Here is a 17,601-nt window from a genome sequence, read left to right as displayed (position 1 = left end):
GCCCGGACGCCGACCCGTGCGTCACCGTCGGCGAGTTGGCCCGGGAGGTGAAGCGCCGGCCGGCGGCCACGTCGGTCAGGCTCAGCCCATGTGCACTGTGTTGCCGGTCGGGATGTCCTCCTTGCGGACCTTCACCAGGACCAGGGTGGCCAGTCCGGCGAGCACGATCAGCGCCGCGCCCCAGGCGAAGGCCACCCGGTAGCCGTGCACCAGCGCCTCGACCTGGTTGACCGGGTTCGGCGCCCGGCCGACCAGATAGGCGGCGACCGCGCTGGTGTAGAAGGTGTTCAGCAGCGCGGTGCCGAGCGAGCCACCGATCTGCTGGGTGGCGTTGAGCGTCGCGCTGGCCGCCCCGGCGTCGTGCTCCGGCACCCCGACCAGGGCGAGGCTGGACAGCGGGACGAAGGTGAAGCCCAGCCCCAGGCCCAGGACGACCTGCGCGGGCAGCAGGTGGGTGAGGAACGAGGTGTCCACGTCGATCTGGGTCAGCACCAGCATGCCCAGGGCGGCGAGCACCGAACCGGCGACCATCAGCGGCTTGGCACCCAACCGGGGCATCAGCTGGCTGGCGCCACCCGCGGCGATCAGCACACCGGCGGTGACCGGCAGGGATGCGAGACCGGCTTCGAGGGGCTTGTACTGCAACACCACCTGGAAGTAGAAGGTCAGGAAGAGGAACGCCCCGAACAGGCCGGCGCCGATCAGCGTCGAGGTGAGGAAGGCCCCACCCCGGTTACGGTCCAGCACGATCCGCAGTGGCAGCAGCGGGTGGCTGGAGCGCAGCTCGACCACCACGAAGGCGGCGAGCAGCACCACGCCCGCGGCGATGAAAGCGAGCGTCGCGGTGGCGTCCCAGCCGTCCTCGGCGGCCTTGGTGAAGCCGTAGACCAGGGAGACCAGGCCGGCGGTCACCAGGATCGCACCGGGTACGTCGTAGCGGGTGTTGCCGTGGGCCCGGCTCTCCGGTACCAGTGGCAGCGCGAACGCGATGGCGATGGCGGCGACCGGGATGTTGACCAGCAGGCACCAGCGCCAGTCGGCGTACTCGGTGAGCACACCGCCGAGCAGCAGGCCGACCGCCGACCCGCCGCCGGCGATCGCGCCGTACACCGCGAAGGCCTTGGCCCGCTCGGTGGCCTCGGTGAACAGGACGGTGAGCAGCGCCAGCGCGGCCGGGGCGAGCAGCGCGCCGAAGGCGCCCTGCAACGCGCGGGCGGCGAAGAGCATCTCACCGGTGGTGGCCAGTCCGCCCAGGGCGGAGGCGAGCGCGAAACCGGTCATGCCGACCAGGAAGGTGCGCTTGCGCCCCCAGTAGTCCGCGATGCGACCGCCGAGCAGCAGCAGACCACCGAAGGCCAGCGTGTAGGCGGTGATCACCCACTGCCGGTTCGCGTCGGTGATCCCCAGGTCGGCCTGGGCCTGCGGCAGCGCGATGTTCACGATCGTGGCGTCCAGGACGACCATCAACTGTGAGACCGCGATGACCGCCAGCGCGATCCAGCGCCGCGGGTGCGGTGCGCCAGTCGACGGCCCGGCGCTGGGCGCGCCGGGCGCGGTCGAGGTGGTTCCGGGCATGGTGAAGCCTTCCGTGGTGCGAATATCGGTGAATCAGGCCGGCGAGGGACGGTCGTGCTGATAGCGGAGTACCGGGATCAGCACCTGGTCGACGACCTGGGTGAGGAACGCGTCATCGGCGGGTAGGCCGTGCGCGACGATGCGGGACATGGTGAGCGCGGGCGCCAGATCGTGGAACAGCTCCCGCTCGCCGGCCTCCGGCGGAATCTCCCCGCGGGACGCGGCCCGGACCAGGATGGCGGTGGTCGCCACCCGCCCGGCCGGCAGCACCTGGTGACGCACCAGGCGTTCCAGCTCCGGGTTGGTCCGCATGGCGAAGGTCAACGCTTGCATGAGGTCGCAGTCGGCAGTGCAGATCGCGGCCGTGGCCCGCAGCAACTCGATCAGGTCGCCGCGAAGGGAGCCGGTGTCGGGCGGGTTGTGAACACCCACCTGCCGGTCGCGCAGGGCGGCGACGACCAGCTCGGCCTTGCCGTCCCAGCGTCGGTAGATGGTGGCCTTGCTGACGTGGGCGCGGGCGGCGACGGCGTCGATGGTCATCCGGTCGAAGCCGACCTCGCGCACTGTGTCGATGACGACGGTGAACAGGTCGCTGTCGGTGCAGCGCGGAGCCCGGGCTGCCGGCACCCCGGCGCCCGCGCCCACCTGCTGACCACCCAGCATCTCGACCCCCCGCGAAACGATGTCGTACTGACCATAGTTCGCGGTTGGCTGGTCGTGCAGGGTTTCGTGAGTTGCCTCGCACTCGGCCGACGAAACGGTGACGTTTCACCTGGAGTCAGCCCGGGTGTCAGGATCGGCCCGGGTCGTGGTCAGGAACCCAGCGCCACTTCCACCTTCTTGCGGGTGCCCCAGCCGGTGCGCCAGCAGGTGGCGACGCCGTACCAGCGGATCGCCCGCAGCACGACCAGGGCGAACACCACAGCGACGGGCGTGAGGAGCCAGGTGCCCCACTGGTACGCGGTCGACTGGTCCGATCGTCGCACCGTCATGTAGCGGAGCGCCTGCCCGTACCCCACGATCAACGGCACGGCCACCAGCCACGGAATCGCCCGCGGATCGGGGTCGATGATCGGCGACAGGACTGCCACCGCCACGAACAGCACCGTCGCGACCACCGTGGCCGCCCAGCGCAGCAGATGCAGCCACCACGCGATCGACCGCAACGACAGGTACCGGACCCGCCACCAGGTCCTGATGAAGCTGCCGCGCATCCAGCGCAGGAACATCCGGCAGAAGTGCCCGGCGTTCTCCGGCATGAGGGAGAACGCGAACGCCGACGGCTGCTGCACGGTACGTCCCCGGACCATCGCGAAGAGGGTGAGGAGGGAGTCGTCGGAGAAGGGCACCCGCTGGCCGAAGAACGTCTCCGTCAGATACGCCCCGAGGTTGTCGCGAACCACCTCCGCGCGGTAGGCGGCGATCGGGCCCGAGTTCACCCACACACACCCGAACACCGACAGCGACGACCGGTCGGTGAGCTGCCCGGTCACCAGCCACAGGTCGGTGAACCGGGTGAGGAAGCTGCTGCGCACATTCGCGGCCATCACCACCCCCGCGACGGACTGCACCGCCGGGTCGGCGAAGGGCTTCAACAACTCCCTGAGGGCGTTCGGGTCCGAGATGGTGTCCGAGTCCACCGTCCAGTAGATGTCGGCTGCCGGTGTCGACCGCACCGCGGCGGCCTGGGCGTGCCGCTTCCCGGCATTGGGTTGGATGTGCCAGGCGGCGATGATCCCGTGTACGGGGGCGACGTCGAGAAACCACCGCTTGATCGGCTGGTAGCCCTCGGTCAGCTTCGACCCGTCGTCCACCACGTAGATGGTGTCTGGTTTGCGCGTTTGGAAGATCATGGATTCGAGGCAGGCTCGCAGCGCGCCCGGATCCTCGTTGTACGCCGGCACGATACCCACCACGTGCAGAGCGTCGAGGTGCCCCTGCATCCGGTCGGTGACCACGGCGGGCTTCTCCAGATAGGAGGTGCCGAGCTGCCAGATCAGCAGCAGAAACATGGTGGCGTACGCGAAGGTGAAGCGGTGACCGCCTCCGTCGATGGCGCCGATCACGGCGAGGACGTGATGGGCGGTCCACGCCGCCGCGGCGGCCAGGACGACCGCCGCGGCGAACAGGACACGACCCCTCGTGACGCTCGCGGTCACTGTCCGACCGACTGCTGACGACGGAACGTCATTCGGATCATGATGAAGCCGACGAGGACGGCGGTCGCTCCGGTGAGGGCGATGGTGAGCGGCAGGGGGAGGGCGTAGCCGCCGATACCGGCCGCGCCGCCGATCGTGACAACGCCCATACCGGTACGGGGAAGGCTGCCACCGGACATGATGTATCTCCGCTCTGTGAGGGATGGTGAGGCTGTCGCGGCGATCGACGCGACTCCGATACGGCCGATCGCCACAGCGCTGAACAGCGAATATGACTCTGCGCAACGACGCGCTCACGTTGGCAAACATGTCTGTGCAGGTCAATCTCGAAGTTCACGGGCACGGTCGTCCGGTCCGGTCCGACGAACCGTCCCGCTGCCGGCGTGTCGGAGACTTTCTCACCGGCTCTATGGCGTGTGACCTGCGCTTTCGCCGATTGGCCGCGCCAGCCCGGAGAATGCCGACGTAGAGTCGCTCTGTCGGGTAGACGTCAGGCCCCCACGTCGATGTCGACAAATGGATGACGCACCGGGTTAACACCCTCTCGGGCAGGGCGGTCAGTCGCGAGGTGCGAGGACCACCGGCACTGCCATCGTGTGGATCCGCTCGCCGTTCTCGGCCGACACCTCGTACACCTCCACGGTGCCCTTCTGTTCGCGGACCGTGCGCCAGCCGACCACGACGCGGTAGCCGCCCCGGCAGCCGCTGCCGCAACTGGCGGTGCCGAAACCGGTGGCCACCTGCCGGCCGGCGGCGTCCAGCACCCGGACGCTCACCGTCGCCTCGAACACGGTGGCGGTGCCGGTGACGACGAGGGGAGCGGAGACGCGCTCACCGGGGATCGGGCCGGTGACCACGATCGGTGGCAGCAGGTCCGCGTAGTCCGCCCGGTCGACCGGGGCCGCGTCGTCGAGGCGGACCTGACGCACGCTGGGGAACTGGGTGAGCGTCCACACCACCTGCGCCTCGCGTAGCCGCCGGGTTGCCGGGTCGCCGACGGCCGGCACCCGCAGCGTCGCCATGCCGTCGGCGATGCGGGTGACCTCGACCCCGGCCGGAAGCAGGGTGATCATCCCGGTGGCGGCCTCGGCCGGGCTCGGCCCGGCGGCCAGTTCCGTCAGCGCCAGCCGGGACGTCGCGACAGTGCCCGGCCGGGTGCGCCGGGTCGGCACCAGCAGCCCGGCGCGGACGTACCACAGCTCCACTGTCACCGGGTCCAGCCGGCGCGTGCCGGTGGACGCCGTCGTCGACGGACCCGGCGGCCGGTTCGTGGCTGGTGGTGTCGGTGCCGCGGCCCGGGTCGGGGTGGGTTCCGGCCGGTCGGTGGGTGCGGCGCTCGGCGGCGGCGCGGTGGGCGCCAGGCCGAGGTCACCGGAGCGGGACGTGCCGCAGCCGCCGAGCAGGAGCGCCGCGACCAGCGCCGTTGCGCCCAGCCCGACCGCGCCGCGGCCGGTCACCCCACACCGCCCGGCGTGCCGGCGGTACGCCCAACCGGGCCCGGGTGGACGGCGTCGTCCGGGTCCGGCAGGTCACCGTGCGGGCCGGCGGGCCCGGCGACGGGCAACTCCAGCCGGAACCGGGTGCCCTCACCCGGTTCGCTGCGCACGCTCAACGCGCCGCCGAGCACGTCGGCGTGCTCCCGGGCGATGGCCAGCCCGAGCCCGCTGCCCGGCGCGGAGCGGGACGGGTCGACCTGGTGGAACCGGTCGAACACGCGGGGCAGGTGCTCGGCCGGGATTCCCGGCCCCTCGTCGGTCACCTCGAAGACGACCAGGGGCCCGGCGCCCACCACACTGGCCGTGATCTCGCCACCGCCGTGCTCGACCGCGTTGGCGACGAGGTTGGCCAGCACGCGCTCCAGCCGTCGCCGGTCGGTGCGCGCCGCGACCGGAACACCGGTGACCCGCACCCGGGGGGACCAGCCGCGCGCCGTCACGATGTCGTGCAGCAGCGCCAACGCGTCGACCGGCCCGACGGCCAGCTGCTCCCGCCCTGCGTCCAGCCGGGAGATCTCCATCAGATCCTCGACCAACCGGCGCAGCCGGACCACGTCGCCGACCAGCAACCGGGCCGCCGGCCGGGCGTCGTCGGGCAGGTGGTCGAGGTGCTCGCGCAGCAGCGACGCCGCGGCCACCAACGCGGTCACCGGGGTACGCAGCTCGTGCGCGACGTCGGCGGTGAACCGCCGCTCGCGGGCCTGCGCGGCCGACAGCGCCGCGATCTTCGACTCCAGTGCCTCGGCCATCTCGTTGAAGGTCGCCGCCCAGACGCTGAACTCGTCGCGCCCGCGTACCGGCAGGCGGGTGGCGAGCAGACCCTCGGTGAGTGCTCGGGCGGCCCGGCTGGCCCGGCCCACCGGCTCCAACGTCCGGCGCGCCAACGCGTGACCCACTGCGGCGGCGAGCAACACCACCAGCACCCAACCGGCCACCAGAGCGGTGCGTAGCTGACCCAGGTCGGTGGCGACGTCGTCCTCCACGGTCAGGACGTACAGCTCGGCGGTCGAGCCGGGGATGCGCCCACCGATCACCAGCAGCCGAGGACGCTCCGCCGGCGCGGAGCGCTGATAGCCGAGCCGCCCGTCCGCGACGACGGCCCGCAGCCGGGTGCCCAGCACCGGGGCGTACGCGGGGTGCGAGGCGCGGGTCGGGCCGTCGACGAGCAGCACGTGCCGACCGCTGGCCTCGAAGCTGGTGAGCAGTTCGGTGCTGCGCTGCTCGGTCAGCGGCAGGAACTGCCCAGCGAGAACGAGCTGGTAGCGGGCGTCGGCGGCGGCCTCGTGCAGCGACGCGTCCAACCAGGACTGCCGCAGCAGCAGCCCGGTCCCGCCGGCGAGCAGCCCGGCCGAGACGCCGGCGACCAGGACGAACGCGATCGTCAGCCGGCGCCGCAGCCGCCCGGGCAACACCGCGCGTCCGGCCATCGCCGCCCCCGTCAACCCGTCGACAGTTTGTAGCCGGCACCACGTACCGTCCGGATCAGCAGTGGCTGCGCCGGGTCGTCCTCGACCTTCGCGCGTAGCCGCTGCACCGCCACGTCGACCAGTCGGGAGTCGCCGAGGAAGTCGTGGTTCCAGACCAGGTCCAGCAGCAGCTCCCGGGTGAAGACCTGACCGGGCCGGCGGGCCAATTCCAGGAGGAGGCGGAACTCGGTGGCGGTGAGCGCCACCTCCCGGCCGTGCCGGCGGACCACGAAGCCGCCCGGGTCGATCTCCAGACCGCCGACCTCGATGACGGTCGAGGGGGTCGGCAGGCTGACCCTGCGCAGCACCGAGCGAACCCGGGCCACCAACTCGGGCAGGTCGAAGGGCTTGCGCAGATAGTCGTCCGCGCCGCACTCCAGACCGACCACCACGTCGATGGTGTCGGTGCGCGCGGTCAGCATCAGGATCGGCACCTGGCTGGTGCGCCGGATCTCCCGGCAGACCTCCAGACCGTCGAGGCCCGGCAGCATGATGTCGAGAACGATGAGCTCGACCGGGTGGGCGCGGAACGCGGCCAGAGCCTGCCGCCCGTCCACAGCGGTGTCGACCCGGAAACCGGCGCGGCGCAGACCGAGGGCGGTGACCTCCCGGATCGAGAAGTCGTCCTCGACCACCAACACGCGGCCCTCCATCACCCGAGGGTAGACCCGGCGCCACAGTGCGTAGTCCTGGCGGAACGGCCGACATCGGCGGCCGGCTGGCCCCCTCCGGGCGCCGCCGAACCGCTACCGTCAGGGGCCTTTGGCACCCTGGACCAGCTGACACGAAAGGGCACGACGTGAAACGTCATGGCTGCGTGATCCGACTCCGCCCCGAGCAGCGGGAGACCTACCTGAGGTTGCACGCGGCCGTCTGGCCGAGCGTGGAGAAGACGCTGCGCGAGGCGAACTTCCGCAACTACACCATCTTTCTCCACGACGATCTGCTCTTCGGCTACTACGAGTACGTGGGCGAGGACTACGAGGCCGACCTGCGGCTGATCGAGGCGGACCCGCAGACGCAGGAGTGGTGGAAGCTGACCGACCCCTGCCAGGAGTCGATCGCCGAGCCCGGCTCGGGGGACTGGTGGGCCCCGATGCGCGAGGTCTGGCACCTGGCCGACGAGGCTTAGGTCGACGGTGTCGATCATGGAGTTGTGGTGCCCGTTTTGGAGACTGACGGTCGCTTCGTCACCCACCACAACTCCATGATCGGCGAGGCTGCGGGGTCGTCTCGAAAATCGCCGACAAGAATTCTGGGCGTGCTGTCGATTGGGACCGGTTCGGTTCGTAGCCCTGGTGAGAGCCCGGCATCGCAACGGGCCGCACACCCACTGGAGGGCACGATGACCAGCACTGCGAACACGACCCGCGCCACCACGAACGTCGGTGCGCTGATCCGGACCGGTGTCGCCGCCACTGTCGCGGCGAGCGTCGCCACCATGGCCGTCGCCGCCGTCGGACACCTGGCCGGGATCAGCCTCGAGGTGGGCGGCGCCCCGATCCCCGTGACGGGGTTCGGTGTGCTGACCGCTGTCTTCTCGCTGATCGGTGTGCTGATCGCCGGTGTGCTGGCGCGTTTCGCCCGGCGCCCCCGGGTCACGTTCGTTCGCACCACCGTGGTGCTGACGGCCCTGTCCCTGGTGCCGGACGTGATCGCCGACGCCGGGATGGCCACCAAGGCGCTGCTGATGCTCACCCACCTGGTCGCGGCCGCGATCGTGATCCCCGCCCTCGCGCGCCGCCTGGCCGCCTGACCCGCACCCGTCCCACCATCGAGGTACCGGAGGATCGTCATGAAGCAGTACCTGCTGTCCGTGCACGTCGTCGAGGGCGCGCCGACGCCGACCGACGAGGAAACGCAGACCATGTTCAGGGAGACCGGCCGGATCAACGACGACATGCAGGCCGCTGGCGCCTGGGTCTTCGGCGGGGGACTCACCTCGCCGGAGAGCGCCACCGTCGTCCGGGTCGAGAACGGCACCACCGCCATGAGCGACGGACCGTTCGCCGAGACGAAGGAGCACATCGCCGGGTTCTGGGTCATCAAGTGCGCGGACCTGGACGCGGCGCTGGCCTGGGCCGAAAGGTGCGCGGCGGCCTGCGGCCCGATCGAGGTCCGCCCCTTCGACGACCTGTCCCAGGCCTGACCGGCAGCCGGTCTTCCGACATGGACCTGGCGAGCATCTACCGCGCGGAGTACGGCCGCTGCGTCGCCACTCTGACCCGCCTCCTCGGCGACATCAACCTCGCCGAGGAGGCCGTCCAGGACGCCTTCACCACGGCGCTGCAGAAGTGGCAGACACTGCCGCCGAACCCGGGCGCCTGGATCGTGACCACCGCACGCAACCGCGCCGTCGACCGTCTTCGCCGGGAGTCGACCCGAGAGGCCCGCCACGCTCAGGCCCTACTGCTGTATCACCAGGATGATCCCTCGGAGGTGGGACCGGTGCGGGACGACCAGCTGCGACTCATCTTCACCTGCTGTCACCCGGCGCTGGCCCCGGAGGCGCGGACGGCGCTCACCCTGCGCCTGCTGGGCGGCCTCGACGTACCGGAGATCGCCCGGGCCTACCTGGTTCAGGAGGCGACCGTCGCCCAGCGGATCGTGCGCGCCAAGAAGAAGATCCGCGACGCCGCCATCCCGTACCGGGTACCGGCCGAACATGAGCTGCCGGACCGGCTGCCGCCCGTCCTCACCGTGCTCTACCTGATGTTCAACGAGGGCTACGCCTCCACCGCCGGCCCGTTGATCAGAACGGACCTGTGCGCCGAGGCGATCCGGCTGGCCCGCGAACTCGCCGCCTTGATGCCCGACGAGCCCGAGGTCCTGGGCCTTCTCGCCCTGCTGCTGCTGACCGAGGCGCGCCGCCCGGCCCGGCTCGGCCCGACCGGCGACCTGGTGCTGCTGCCCGACCAGGACCGGTCACTGTGGAACCGGCAGCTCATCACCGAGGGCCATGACCTGGTCCGCCGATGCCTGCGCCGCAACCGGCCCGGCCCGTACCAGATCCAGGCCGCGATCAGCGCCGTGCACACCGACGGCGCCGCAACCGACTGGCCGCAGGTCCTGGCACTGTACGACCAACTCCTCACGCTCGCGCCGAACCCTGTCGTGGCGCTCAACCGGGCGGTCGCCGTTGCCGAGGTGCACGGGCCGGCGGTGGCCCTCGCCGCGCTGGAGGGCATCGACCTACCGGGCTACCACCGGCTGCCCGCCACCCGAGCCGAACTGCTCGCCCGGCTCGGACACAACGAAGAGGCCCGAGTCGCCTTCGACCAGGCCGCGGCTCTGGCCACCAACGCGACCGAGCGGGCCTACCTGGAGACCCGTCGCAACGAACTCACCAGTGAACGGAGAGCACGATGACCGCCACCTACACCGTCGACGTCTTTTCCAGCCTCGACGGCTTCGGCACCACCAGTGGGAACTGGGGCGGCTACTGGGGAAAGCAGGGCCCTGAGCTGCTCGCACACCGCCTGTCCCTCTACAGCGTGGATCAGCGCATGGTCTTCGGGGCCAACACGTACCGGGTGTTCGCGCAGATGCTGGCCGCGAGCACCGAGGAGTCCGAGGTCCGCGACGCCTGGGTGACCCGGATGAGGAACCTCCCGGCGACAGTGGTGTCGAACTCGCTGGAAGGCCCCCTCGACTGGCCGGACGGGGCCGTCGTGCGCGGTGACGCGGTCGACGTCGTCGCCCGGCTCAAGGAGGAGTCCGCCGTGCCCCTGCGATCGCACGGCAGCCTGTCGTTGAACCGGGCGCTGATGGCCGCCGGGCTGGTCGATCTCGTCCAGGTGACGCTCTTCCCGGTGATCACCGGGCAGACCGGTACCGAGCCGATCTTTCAGGGAGCGGCCGACTTCGACCTGGAGTTGATCGAGAGTCGGACCCTCGACGGTCGCACCCAGGAACTCGTCTACCGGCCCACCCTGCACGTCTGAGTCGGCGTGTCGGCTGGCCATCCGCCTTGTCCGGCGAATGGCCAGGCGGATCGGCCGGTTCCGGTCACCACTGGTGGGCGACGTCGAGCACCACCCGGCTGTGGGTGCCGGGACCGGCGAGCACGAGCACCCGGAACGGCAACCGCGCCCGTACGCCGACGGCGAAGGTGCTGTAGCCCTCGAAGCTGCCGCCGAAGACCACGTCGCGCAGCGTCTGGTAGCGCAGCAGATTCGCCACGTGCTCGCCGACCGCCCCGAGCCCGCCCGCCCGCGCCCACACACCCGCGCGCCCACACACCCGCACCCCGCACCCCGCACCCCGCGCCCCGCGCCCAAGATCCGCGCAACTTCGCGGATGTTGCTGCCTCCGACGCGGGAGAGGCAGCAACATTCCTGATATTGCGCGGATCTAGACCACGACACCTGCCCGATCGGTCGGGAATGGGGTTCTGGGGCGCCCGCGCCTCACACCCGCGCCGGACACCCGCGCCCCACATCAAGATCGCGCTCCAACCAGGATGCGGTGGCCTCATCGCTCGCCAAGACCACTACTTCCTGGTTCGAGCACGATCTTGCGGGCTCGGACCAGGGACCCGCAGGCGTCCTGAGACAGCACAGCAGGACGCAACTGCTGGCCTGGGCAGCCACCGACCCACATGTTTGCAGCTTGTTCTGGGGTATCGCGCTGGCAAATGCGGGCGCTAGGGTGAGCGGGTGACAACGTACCGGATCGGGGAGGCGGCCGACCTGCTCGGCGTCAGCGCCGACACCATTCGCCGCTGGGTGGACGCCGGGCGCCTGACGGCCGAGCGCGACGAGCACGGCCACCGGGTCGTCGACGGCGTCGACCTGGCGTCGTTCGCTCGCGCCCAGGCCAACGACCCGGATGCGGGCGCCGAGTTCTCCTCGGCCCGCAACCGGTTGCGCGGCATCGTCGTCGACGTCCTTAAGGACACGGTGATGGCCCAGGTCGACATCCAGGCGGGCCCGTTCCGGGTCGTGTCACTGATGAGCCGGGAGGCCGTCGACGAGCTCGACCTGCGGGTCGGTTCGGTGGCCGTTGCGGTGATCAAGTCGACCACTGTCGTAGTGGAGCGGGCCGCACCCGCCCCGGCGCGCGGACGGTCGGCCAGATGAACGCGGGGATGGACGGCCAGACGAACGCGAAGACGGTCGCGCGGATGAACGCGCGCACGGTCGCGCGGAGCAGGCGTACGGCGGTGGCTGTCCTGGTGGCGGCCGGCCTGGCGCTGACCGGCTGCGGCGCGGGCGACGGCCAGGCAACCGGCAGCGGTACTGACGGGCGGGTGACCGGCCCGGTGACCGTGTTCGCGGCCGCCTCGCTGACCGAGTCGTTCACCCGCATCGGGAAGGACTTCGAGGCCGCCTACCCGGGCAGCCGCGTGACCCTCAACGTCGCCGGCAGTTCCGCCCTGGCCAACCAGATCACCCAGGGCGCGCCGGCGGACGTGTTCGCCTCCGCCGCCCCGACGAACATGAGCACTGTCGTCGAGGCCGGCGACGCCGATGGCACGCCGAGCGTCTTCGCCCGCAACCAGTTGGTGATCGCGGTGCCCCGGGGCAACCCGAAGGCAGTGGCCGGCCTGGCGGACCTGAGCCGCCCGGGTGTGAAGGTGGCGCTCTGCGCCAGTCAGGTGCCGTGCGGCGCAGCGGCCCGCACCGCTTTGGACGCGGCCGGCGTCGCGCTGACGCCGGTCACCCTCGAACAGGACGTCAAGGGTGCGCTCGCCAAGGTGAAGCTCGGCGAGGTCGACGCAGCACTGGTCTACCGCACGGACACGCGGGCGGCGAGCGACGACGTGACGGGCGTGGAGTTTCCCGAGTCGGCGCGGGCGGTCAACGACTACCCGATCGTCGCGTTGAAGGATGCGCCGAATCCGAACGGCGCACGGGCTTTCGTCGCGTACGTCCGCTCGGCGCCGGCGCAGGCGGTCCTCGCCGACGCGGGGTTCCAGGCCCCGTGAGGCAGGTCCACGACCTCAACGCACCGAGCGGTCGCCCGGCCACGGCTCGACGGCGGGGTCGGGTGCCGGCGGCGCTGCTGATCCCCGCCGGGCTGGGGTTTCTGTTCCTCGTCCTGCCGTTGGCGGGGCTGCTGATCCGGGCACCGTGGACGACCCTGCCGGAGCGGCTCGCCGCGCCGGGCGCGTTGACCGCCCTGCGGCTGTCGGTGCAGACCGCCACCCTGGCCACCGCGCTCTGTCTGCTGCTCGGGGTGCCGCTCGCCTGGGTGCTGGCCCGGGTCGAGTTCCCCGGCCGTCGGCTGGTACGCGCGCTGGTCACCGTGCCGCTGGTGCTGCCGCCGGTGGTCGGCGGGGTGGCGCTGTTGCTGGTCTTCGGCCGACGCGGCCTGCTCGGTGGCTGGCTCGACAGCACGTTCGGCATCACCCTGCCCTTCACGACCACGGGTGTCGTGCTGGCCGAGGCGTTCGTCGCCATGCCGTTCCTGGTGATCGCCGTGGAGGGTGCGCTGCGTGCCGCCGACCACCGCTTCGAGGAGGCAGCGGCGACGTTGGGCGCCAGCCGCTGGACCACCTTCACCCACGTCACGCTGCCGCTGGTGGCGCCCGGCCTGGCCGCCGGGGCGGTGCTCTGCTGGGCCCGGGCGCTCGGAGAGTTCGGTGCCACCATCACCTTCGCCGGCAACTACCCCGGTCGGACTCAGACCATGCCGCTCGCCGTCTACCTGGCGTTGGAGACGGACCTGGAGTCCGCGATCGTGCTCAGCCTGGTGCTGCTCGTCGTGTCGGTGGGCATCCTGGTGGCGTTGCGGGACCGCTGGATGACCACCGCATGAGCGACCGACTTCTCGACGCGCGGCTCGTCGTCGACCGGGGCGTCTTCCGGCTCGACGTGCCGCTGCGGGTCGCGCCGGGCGAGGTGGTGGCGTTGCTCGGCCCGAACGGTGCCGGGAAGACCACCGCGCTGCGGGCGCTGGCCGGGCTGCATCCCCTCACCGACGGGCACGTCACCCTCGACGACGTCGACCTGGACCGCCCGGCGACCGGGGGCTGGGTGCCCACCGAACGCCGCTCGATCGGCGTGGTCTTCCAGGACTACCTGCTGTTTCCGCACCTCAGCGCATTGGACAATGTGGCCTTTGGACCGCGTCGGCACGGCGTCGAGCGGCGGGCCGCCCGCGCCACCGCCCGGGAGTGGCTGGGCCGGGTGGGGCTGGACGCGCAGGCGCAGCGCAAGCCGCGGCAGCTCTCCGGCGGTCAGGCGCAGCGGGTGGCGCTGGCCCGCGCGCTGGCCATGGCACCGTCGCTGCTGCTGTTGGACGAGCCGCTCGCCGCGCTGGACGCCCGCACCCGGCTGGACACCCGCGCGGAGTTGCACCGGCACCTGTCGGCGCACGCGGGCGCGACGGTGCTGGTCACCCACGACCCGTTGGACGCGCTGGCGTTGGCCGACCGACTGGTCATCGTCGAGGGTGGCCGTGTGGTGCAGGAGGGCGACGGGCCGAGCGTCACCGCCCGCCCGCGCACCGACTACGTCGCCCGGCTGGTCGGGCTGAACCTGTACCGGGGCCGCGCCGACGGGCACGGGGTGCGGGTGTCGCCGGAGCTGACGCTCACGGTCGCCGACCGGTTGGACGGCGAAGCGTTCGTGGCGTTTCGCCCGGCCGCTGTGGCTCTGCACCCGGCCCGGCCGGACGGCAGCCCACGGAACACCTGGGCGGGCACGGTGGCCGGCGTCCAGCGCCACGGTGACAACGTGCGGGTGCAACTGGACGGACCGATCGGGGTGGCCGCCGACGTCACGCCGGCCGCCGCAGCCCAGTTACGGCTGATCCCCGGCCAGCGGGTCTGGGTGGCGGTCAAGGCGACCGAGACCCACGCCTACCCGGCCACGGGCTAACCCGAAAGCCGGCCACAGCGCCCCGGCACGGACGCTGGTCAGCCGGCGAGCAGATCGGCATGCGCGGCGCGCAGCCGGGCCAACGTGGGGTCGCTGCCCGGGACGACGCGGTTGTCCAGCTCGGCCCACGCCTCGGCCAGCGCCGCACGGACCGCGCCCAGCTCGGCGGCGTGCCGCTGTGTGCTGCGTCGGTGCTGCTCCTCGAGGCGGCGGGCCCAGCCGGCGGTGACCGTCGCGAGCCGGTCGGCGTCGGCGCGGGCCTGGGCGGCACTGCGGGCGGCTGCGGCGGGGACGATCGCGGCGACCGGGCGAGGATCGCCGTCGCGGGTGACGACGGTGACCGCGTCGGTCAGCTCGGCCAGCGCGACGAGCTGGCTGAACCGGGTGCGCGCCTCACGCAGCGGCACGGAACGCGGCGGGTCGGAATGAGGGGTGAGCGCGGGGACGGCCATGGATGCATCGTGCCGCGCGGGTATGACAACTATTCGCGGTCGTCAGTGGACCGTGCGTAAAAGTCGGTCCACTCGTCCGCCAGCACCGACCAGATTTCAATGTCGATCCGACCGTGTGGACCCGGGATGACCTGGCGCAACGTGCCGTCGAGACGCAGGCCGAGCCGGTCGGCGAGGGCCTTGCTGCGGGTGTTGTCGGCGTTGGTACGCCACTCCACCCGTTGGATGCCGCGCTCGCGCACCGCCCAGTCGACGATCCGGCGCACCGCCGGGGCGACCAGGCCCCTGCCCTGCGCCGCCGGCTCCACCCAGCAACCGACCTCGCAGACGCCCCGGGCCACGTCGAACGACACGAACATGACCCCACCGACGAGCGTGCCCCGCCACCACAGCCCCCAGATGCCGCCGCTGTCGCTGGCCCAGAAGTCGGCGTACCGCTGCAACACCGCGCGGGCCGACGGCAGGTCGGTGGCGACGAAGGACGGCGAGACCCAGGGTCGGATGTGCTCGCGGGCCCGGTCGAGGTGGGCGAGGAACTCCTCGGCCCGCCACGGGTTCAGCGGGCGCAGCTCGACGTCCTCGGTCAACGGCAGGGCGAACACCGGGCCTCCACTCAGTACGCTTCTCACGTCGGTAGCAGGCTCGCACAGCCACCCTGACCGAAGCACGGCCGCCCTCCGCGCTCACCCCGGCAGGTACGTCCGGAGCGATCAGCCGGCAGGTGGGCCCGCAGCGCTCACCCCGGCAGGAACGGCCGCAGCGATCACCCCGGCAGGTACGTCCGCAGCGCGGCGAACTGGGCCACGGTCAGGTAGGAGGGGTTGGCGGCCTGCGGCTGACGGAACACCTCCAGGGCGGCGAGCCGGTCATCGGCACGCAACAGCAGCCGGGAGATGCGGTCCTGGTCGGCGAGGATGGGCAGATCCAGCGGCACCGACCACGGCTGCCCCGGTGCGCCTGGCTCGGCCGCCCCGGTGACCTGCCCGACGCCCCACAGCCCGTACGGCAGTCGGCCCCGGCTGCCGCTGGCCCAGAAGACCACCGGTTGCCCGGCGCACATCAACCGCGTCCGGTAGCCGGGACGTACGCACCAGCTCGTCACCAGTGGCTTCCGGGCGAACCCGGCGGCGAGGTCGACCAGGTCCGCGTTGCCCTTGATCAGCCAGGCGCCCAGGTCGTCGAGGCGTACCCGTGGCTCGCTCATCCGCCTATCCTGCCCGGCCACCGGCCGTCCCAATCAAATGATCATGTGGGTCCAGTAGCTGAGCCACAGCACGAAGAGCACGCCCTGCACCACCGCGAGCGTCGCGGTCAGCCACACGTCCACGCTGGCACGGCGGGCCCAGCGGGCCAGCACCAGCGCCACCGGGAAGGCGGCGAGCAGATAGCGCAGCAGGCTCTTGTACACCGGCGGGCCCATCGACAGCGGCACCAGCACCATGAGGACGCCGTACACCAGGTAGGCCAGCTCCCGGCGGCGGAACCCGACGACCAGCACCGCGAGGACGGCCACGGCGAACCACACCCGAGCGGCGTCGCGCGGCTCGCCGGTCAACCCGTCGAGCAGCACCGGGACGGGGTTCTGCACCTCGATTCCCCATCCGGTCTCCTGGGCGTGCTGGTAGGCGAGCCAGTCCCCGCCCCGCCACCGGCAGTACGCCATGAAGGTGAACCACCCGGCGGGTAACAGCAGCAACGGCCAGCCGATCCGGAGGTAGCCGAGCAGGGCGCGCGGCCCGAGCCGCCAGTCGTGCTGCCGGAGCAGCACCAGGGCCAGCGGCAGCGCCACGAGCAGGCCGACGGAACGGCTCATCGCCAGGAAGTAGCCGATCACGCCGACCAGCAGCCACCGGCGTCGCTCGGCGTAGAAGAAGGTGGCCAGTGCGAGGCAGACGAAGAGCGACTCGGTCAGCGCGGCCTGGAACAGGAACGCGGCCGGCAGCAGCACGAGGTACCGGATGAACCGGCGGGCCGCGTACGCGTCGCCGAGCAGCAGCTCCGCCAGCCGGTGGCCGTACCAGAGCGCCAGCAGGAACGCGACGTTGCTGATCAGCAACAGGGCCAGTGCGGTGTCGCCGCCGAGCAGCACGCCGACCGGCCGGGCCAGGAACGGGTACAGCAGGGGAAAGCCGAAGTCGCGCCACGGCCCGGTCAGGGGCAGGGTGCTCAGCCGCAGGTACAGCAGCGAGTCCCAGGCGAACCAGAAGGAGATCCACCGGTGCCCGGAGATGTCCCGCTGCTGCGCCCACATCAACGCCTCGTCCGGCGGCGGGGCCCCGGGGACGCCGTCCCAGGCGTGCAGGACCAGGAGCCCGAGCACTGTGAGCAGCAGCTTCGCGCCGAGGAACAGGCCGATGACGTACGGCCAGGGCGCGGGCACCCGACGGGCCAGGCGCGCGGCGCCGCGACCGGTCACGACCGCCCGCGCGGCCAGCGTCGCCGCGCCGCTGCGCCACCGGTCCATCCGCCCGCTTCCCCGCTCCCCCTGCACGCGGGGACGTCGCTCTTCTCGTGGTACGCCACCGCGCGCCCCGCCGAAGCGAGGACCGGCTAGCACTAAGTGTGACATTCTGCGCGTAACGGGTGGACGCCGCGCCTCAACCATGGCGGTGAACAGGGAGCGCGTC

General features: G+C 71.8%; 21 protein-coding genes. 9 read left to right on the top strand and 12 right to left on the bottom strand.

Annotated elements, in window-relative coordinates; translation table 11 throughout:
• Positions 1 to 81: 81 nt before the first annotated feature.
• From ABZ749_RS10110 to ABZ749_RS10080, 7 genes are all read right to left on the bottom strand, one after another.
• Complete coding sequence (locus tag ABZ749_RS10110) at positions 82 to 1,575, bottom strand: MFS transporter (RefSeq protein ID WP_357225458.1); 1,494 nt, start codon at positions 1,573 to 1,575, stop codon at positions 82 to 84.
• A 33-nt stretch (positions 1,576 to 1,608) separates the two neighbouring features.
• Complete coding sequence (locus tag ABZ749_RS10105) at positions 1,609 to 2,238, bottom strand: TetR/AcrR family transcriptional regulator (RefSeq protein ID WP_357225453.1); 630 nt, start codon at positions 2,236 to 2,238, stop codon at positions 1,609 to 1,611.
• 149 nt (positions 2,239 to 2,387) lie between these two features.
• Positions 2,388 to 3,734, bottom strand: a complete 1,347-nt coding sequence (locus tag ABZ749_RS10100; protein WP_357204020.1) for a glycosyltransferase — start codon at positions 3,732 to 3,734, stop codon at positions 2,388 to 2,390.
• A complete protein-coding gene (locus tag ABZ749_RS10095; protein ID WP_355009118.1) occupies positions 3,731 to 3,913 on the bottom strand; it encodes a hypothetical protein in 183 nt (60 codons plus the stop codon). Before ABZ749_RS10095 ends, ABZ749_RS10100 begins: the two co-directional genes overlap by 4 nt.
• A gap of 378 nt (positions 3,914 to 4,291) precedes the next feature.
• Entirely contained in the window at positions 4,292 to 5,191 is a 900-nt protein-coding gene (locus ABZ749_RS10090) for a Gmad2 immunoglobulin-like domain-containing protein (protein WP_357225446.1), read from the bottom strand.
• A complete protein-coding gene (locus ABZ749_RS10085) occupies positions 5,188 to 6,657 on the bottom strand; it encodes a HAMP domain-containing sensor histidine kinase (RefSeq protein ID WP_357225442.1) in 1,470 nt (489 codons plus the stop codon). Before ABZ749_RS10085 ends, ABZ749_RS10090 begins: the two co-directional genes overlap by 4 nt.
• Before the next feature lie 11 nt (positions 6,658 to 6,668).
• Positions 6,669 to 7,349, bottom strand: coding sequence for a response regulator transcription factor (locus ABZ749_RS10080; protein ID WP_357225438.1), 681 nt, complete (start codon positions 7,347 to 7,349; stop codon positions 6,669 to 6,671).
• A 164-nt stretch (positions 7,350 to 7,513) separates the two neighbouring features.
• Here ABZ749_RS10080 and ABZ749_RS10075 point away from each other — a divergent pair, with 164 nt between their 5' ends.
• The 5 genes from ABZ749_RS10075 (at position 7,514) to ABZ749_RS10055 (ending at position 10,640) form a co-directional block, all read left to right on the top strand.
• Positions 7,514 to 7,828 carry an L-rhamnose mutarotase gene (locus ABZ749_RS10075; protein WP_355009114.1) on the top strand — a complete coding sequence of 105 codons (315 nt, stop codon included), beginning with the start codon at positions 7,514 to 7,516 and terminating at the stop codon, positions 7,826 to 7,828.
• Positions 7,829 to 8,041: 213 nt separating this feature from the next.
• A complete protein-coding gene (locus tag ABZ749_RS10070) occupies positions 8,042 to 8,452 on the top strand; it encodes a DUF6069 family protein (RefSeq protein WP_357225433.1) in 411 nt (136 codons plus the stop codon).
• Between the two features lie 39 nt (positions 8,453 to 8,491).
• On the top strand, positions 8,492 to 8,845 hold the full coding sequence (locus ABZ749_RS10065; RefSeq protein ID WP_357225430.1) for a YciI family protein: 354 nt from the start codon (positions 8,492 to 8,494) through the stop codon (positions 8,843 to 8,845).
• A gap of 20 nt (positions 8,846 to 8,865) precedes the next feature.
• On the top strand, positions 8,866 to 10,065 hold the full coding sequence (locus tag ABZ749_RS10060) for an RNA polymerase sigma factor (protein WP_357225427.1): 1,200 nt from the start codon (positions 8,866 to 8,868) through the stop codon (positions 10,063 to 10,065).
• Complete coding sequence (locus ABZ749_RS10055; RefSeq protein WP_357225423.1) at positions 10,062 to 10,640, top strand: dihydrofolate reductase family protein; 579 nt, start codon at positions 10,062 to 10,064, stop codon at positions 10,638 to 10,640. The genes ABZ749_RS10060 and ABZ749_RS10055 overlap by 4 nt, the downstream gene beginning before the upstream one ends.
• A gap of 64 nt (positions 10,641 to 10,704) precedes the next feature.
• On the opposite strand, the gene ABZ749_RS10050 is transcribed toward ABZ749_RS10055, so the two are convergent.
• Entirely contained in the window at positions 10,705 to 10,938 is a 234-nt protein-coding gene (locus ABZ749_RS10050) for a hypothetical protein (RefSeq protein WP_357225419.1), read from the bottom strand.
• Positions 10,939 to 11,354: 416 nt separating this feature from the next.
• Here ABZ749_RS10050 and ABZ749_RS10045 point away from each other — a divergent pair, with 416 nt between their 5' ends.
• Genes ABZ749_RS10045 through ABZ749_RS10030 form a run of 4 tightly spaced genes read left to right on the top strand, consistent with a single transcriptional unit; the run spans position 11,355 to position 14,522 of the window.
• Positions 11,355 to 11,777 (top strand): MerR family DNA-binding transcriptional regulator, encoded by a 423-nt coding sequence (locus ABZ749_RS10045; protein ID WP_357225416.1) that lies wholly within the window; start codon positions 11,355 to 11,357, stop codon positions 11,775 to 11,777.
• 44 nt (positions 11,778 to 11,821) lie between these two features.
• A complete protein-coding gene (gene modA / locus ABZ749_RS10040) occupies positions 11,822 to 12,625 on the top strand; it encodes a molybdate ABC transporter substrate-binding protein (RefSeq protein WP_357225465.1) in 804 nt (267 codons plus the stop codon).
• On the top strand, positions 12,622 to 13,458 hold the full coding sequence (modB, locus tag ABZ749_RS10035) for a molybdate ABC transporter permease subunit (RefSeq protein ID WP_357225412.1): 837 nt from the start codon (positions 12,622 to 12,624) through the stop codon (positions 13,456 to 13,458). The genes modA and modB overlap by 4 nt, the downstream gene beginning before the upstream one ends.
• Complete coding sequence (locus tag ABZ749_RS10030; protein ID WP_357225407.1) at positions 13,455 to 14,522, top strand: ABC transporter ATP-binding protein; 1,068 nt, start codon at positions 13,455 to 13,457, stop codon at positions 14,520 to 14,522. The genes modB and ABZ749_RS10030 overlap by 4 nt, the downstream gene beginning before the upstream one ends.
• 38 nt (positions 14,523 to 14,560) lie before the next feature.
• Here ABZ749_RS10030 and ABZ749_RS10025 read toward each other — a convergent pair whose 3' ends face one another.
• The 4 genes from ABZ749_RS10025 to ABZ749_RS10010 form a co-directional block, all read right to left on the bottom strand.
• The gene (locus tag ABZ749_RS10025) at positions 14,561 to 14,974 is read right to left on the bottom strand and encodes a type II toxin-antitoxin system prevent-host-death family antitoxin (RefSeq protein ID WP_357225404.1); all 414 of its coding nucleotides are present in this window, start codon (positions 14,972 to 14,974) and stop codon (positions 14,561 to 14,563) included.
• A gap of 29 nt (positions 14,975 to 15,003) precedes the next feature.
• Complete coding sequence (locus ABZ749_RS10020) at positions 15,004 to 15,576, bottom strand: GNAT family protein (protein ID WP_357225461.1); 573 nt, start codon at positions 15,574 to 15,576, stop codon at positions 15,004 to 15,006.
• Positions 15,577 to 15,737: 161 nt separating this feature from the next.
• A complete protein-coding gene (locus tag ABZ749_RS10015) occupies positions 15,738 to 16,178 on the bottom strand; it encodes a hypothetical protein (RefSeq protein WP_357225399.1) in 441 nt (146 codons plus the stop codon).
• A 33-nt stretch (positions 16,179 to 16,211) separates the two neighbouring features.
• A complete protein-coding gene (locus ABZ749_RS10010) occupies positions 16,212 to 17,438 on the bottom strand; it encodes a hypothetical protein (RefSeq protein WP_357225396.1) in 1,227 nt (408 codons plus the stop codon).
• Between the last annotated feature and the right edge of the window lie 163 nt (positions 17,439 to 17,601).

The sequence above is a fragment of the Micromonospora sp. NPDC047753 genome, assembly GCF_040642735.1.
In the GTDB taxonomy this organism is placed as follows: domain Bacteria; phylum Actinomycetota; class Actinomycetes; order Mycobacteriales; family Micromonosporaceae; genus Micromonospora.
This window is presented reverse-complemented; position numbering and strand designations above follow the sequence as displayed.

Coding starts and splice junctions, on each gene's coding strand:
- ABZ749_RS10060 (WP_357225427.1), top strand. CDS start 8,866: ATGGACCTGGCGAGCATCTACCGCGCGGAGTACGGCCGCTGCGTCGCC.
- modA (WP_357225465.1), top strand. CDS start 11,822: ATGAACGCGCGCACGGTCGCGCGGAGCAGGCGTACGGCGGTGGCTGTC.
- ABZ749_RS10030 (WP_357225407.1), top strand. CDS start 13,455: ATGAGCGACCGACTTCTCGACGCGCGGCTCGTCGTCGACCGGGGCGTC.
- ABZ749_RS10015 (WP_357225399.1), bottom strand. CDS start 16,178: ATGAGCGAGCCACGGGTACGCCTCGACGACCTGGGCGCCTGGCTGATC.
- ABZ749_RS10085 (WP_357225442.1), bottom strand. CDS start 6,657: ATGGCCGGACGCGCGGTGTTGCCCGGGCGGCTGCGGCGCCGGCTGACG.
- ABZ749_RS10095 (WP_355009118.1), bottom strand. CDS start 3,913: ATGTCCGGTGGCAGCCTTCCCCGTACCGGTATGGGCGTTGTCACGATC.
- ABZ749_RS10105 (WP_357225453.1), bottom strand. CDS start 2,238: ATGCTGGGTGGTCAGCAGGTGGGCGCGGGCGCCGGGGTGCCGGCAGCC.
- ABZ749_RS10025 (WP_357225404.1), bottom strand. CDS start 14,974: ATGGCCGTCCCCGCGCTCACCCCTCATTCCGACCCGCCGCGTTCCGTG.
- ABZ749_RS10055 (WP_357225423.1), top strand. CDS start 10,062: ATGACCGCCACCTACACCGTCGACGTCTTTTCCAGCCTCGACGGCTTC.
- ABZ749_RS10110 (WP_357225458.1), bottom strand. CDS start 1,575: ATGCCCGGAACCACCTCGACCGCGCCCGGCGCGCCCAGCGCCGGGCCG.
- ABZ749_RS10070 (WP_357225433.1), top strand. CDS start 8,042: ATGACCAGCACTGCGAACACGACCCGCGCCACCACGAACGTCGGTGCG.
- ABZ749_RS10065 (WP_357225430.1), top strand. CDS start 8,492: ATGAAGCAGTACCTGCTGTCCGTGCACGTCGTCGAGGGCGCGCCGACG.
- ABZ749_RS10010 (WP_357225396.1), bottom strand. CDS start 17,438: ATGGACCGGTGGCGCAGCGGCGCGGCGACGCTGGCCGCGCGGGCGGTC.
- ABZ749_RS10080 (WP_357225438.1), bottom strand. CDS start 7,349: ATGGAGGGCCGCGTGTTGGTGGTCGAGGACGACTTCTCGATCCGGGAG.